The sequence below is a fragment of the Streptomyces sp. NPDC054841 genome (genome assembly GCF_053611045.1).
The window spans coordinates 1-1,161 of sequence record NZ_JBSGZO010000895.1; the positions used below are offsets into that span (position 1 = coordinate 1).

Here is a 1,161-nt window from a genome sequence, read left to right on the forward strand (position 1 = left end):
CCGCCGGACATCCGGCGGCGAGCACACCCGGGCCGGGGTTCAGCTGTCACCCGGCCGCGCGCACCGCCGCCGTCGCCTTTCTCGCCGCGACCAGCACCGGGTCCCACACCGGTGAGAACGGCGGCGCGTAGCCCAGGTCCAGAGCGGTCATCTGCTCCACCGTCATCCCCGCCGTCAGCGCGACCGCCGCGATGTCCACGCGCTTGCCCGCCCCCTCGCGGCCGACGATCTGGACGCCCAGCAGCCGGCCGGTGCGGCGCTCCGCCAGCATCTTGACGGTCATCGGGGCCGCGCCCGGGTAGTAGCCCGCACGGCTCGTCGACTCGATCGTCGCGGTCACGAACCGCAGCCCCACCTCGCGGGCGTCCTTCTCACGCAGCCCGGTACGGGCGATCTCGAGGTCGCAGACCTTGCTCACAGCCGTGCCCACGACACCGGGGAAGGTCGCGTAGCCGCCGCCCACGCCCGCGCCGATGACCTGGCCGTGCTTGTTGGCGTGCGTGCCGAGCGGGACGTGGCGTTCCCGGCCCGAGACGAGGTCCAGCACCTCGACGCAGTCGCCGCCCGCCCAGACGTTGTCGTGGCCGCGTACGCGCATCGCGAGATCGGTGAGCAGACCCCCGTACGCCCCGAGCGGCAGCCCCGCCGCACCCGCCAGGGTCGTCTCCGCCTCCACACCGATCCCGAGCACGACGACGTCCGCCGGGTACTCGGCGTCCTCCGTGGCGACCGCGCGGACCCGTCCGTGCGAGCCCGTCAGGATCTTGGTGACCTCGGCGTCGTCGACCGTCGTGATGCCGAGCCCGTCCATCGCCGCGTGCACCAGCCGGCCCATGTCCGGGTCGAGGGTGGCCATGGGCTGTGCGCCGCGGTTGACGACGGTCACGTCGAAGCCGTGCTTCAGCAGCGCCTCCGCCATCTCCACACCGATGTAGCCGGCGCCGATGACGACGGCCCGCCGCCCCCCGGTGCGGTCGAGGGTGTCGAGCAGCGCCTGCCCGTCGTCAAGGGTCTGCACCCCGTGGACGCCCGGTGCGTCGATCCCCGGCAGCGGCGGCCGCACCGGCCGGGGGGGGGGGGGGGGGGGGGGCGGGGGGGGGGCCCCCCCCCCCCCCCCGCCCCCCCCCCCCCACCCCGCCCCCCCCCCCCCGCCCCCCCCGG

1 pseudogene is annotated in these 1,161 nt (G+C 76.1%); it reads right to left on the reverse strand.

Features of this window, described 5'->3' with window-relative positions:
* Positions 1-46: 46 nt before the first annotated feature.
* Positions 47-1,051 (reverse strand): annotated as a pseudogene (locus tag ACWGI8_RS44250) (FAD-dependent oxidoreductase); the annotation flags it as partial.
* Between the last annotated feature and the right edge of the window lie 110 nt (positions 1,052-1,161).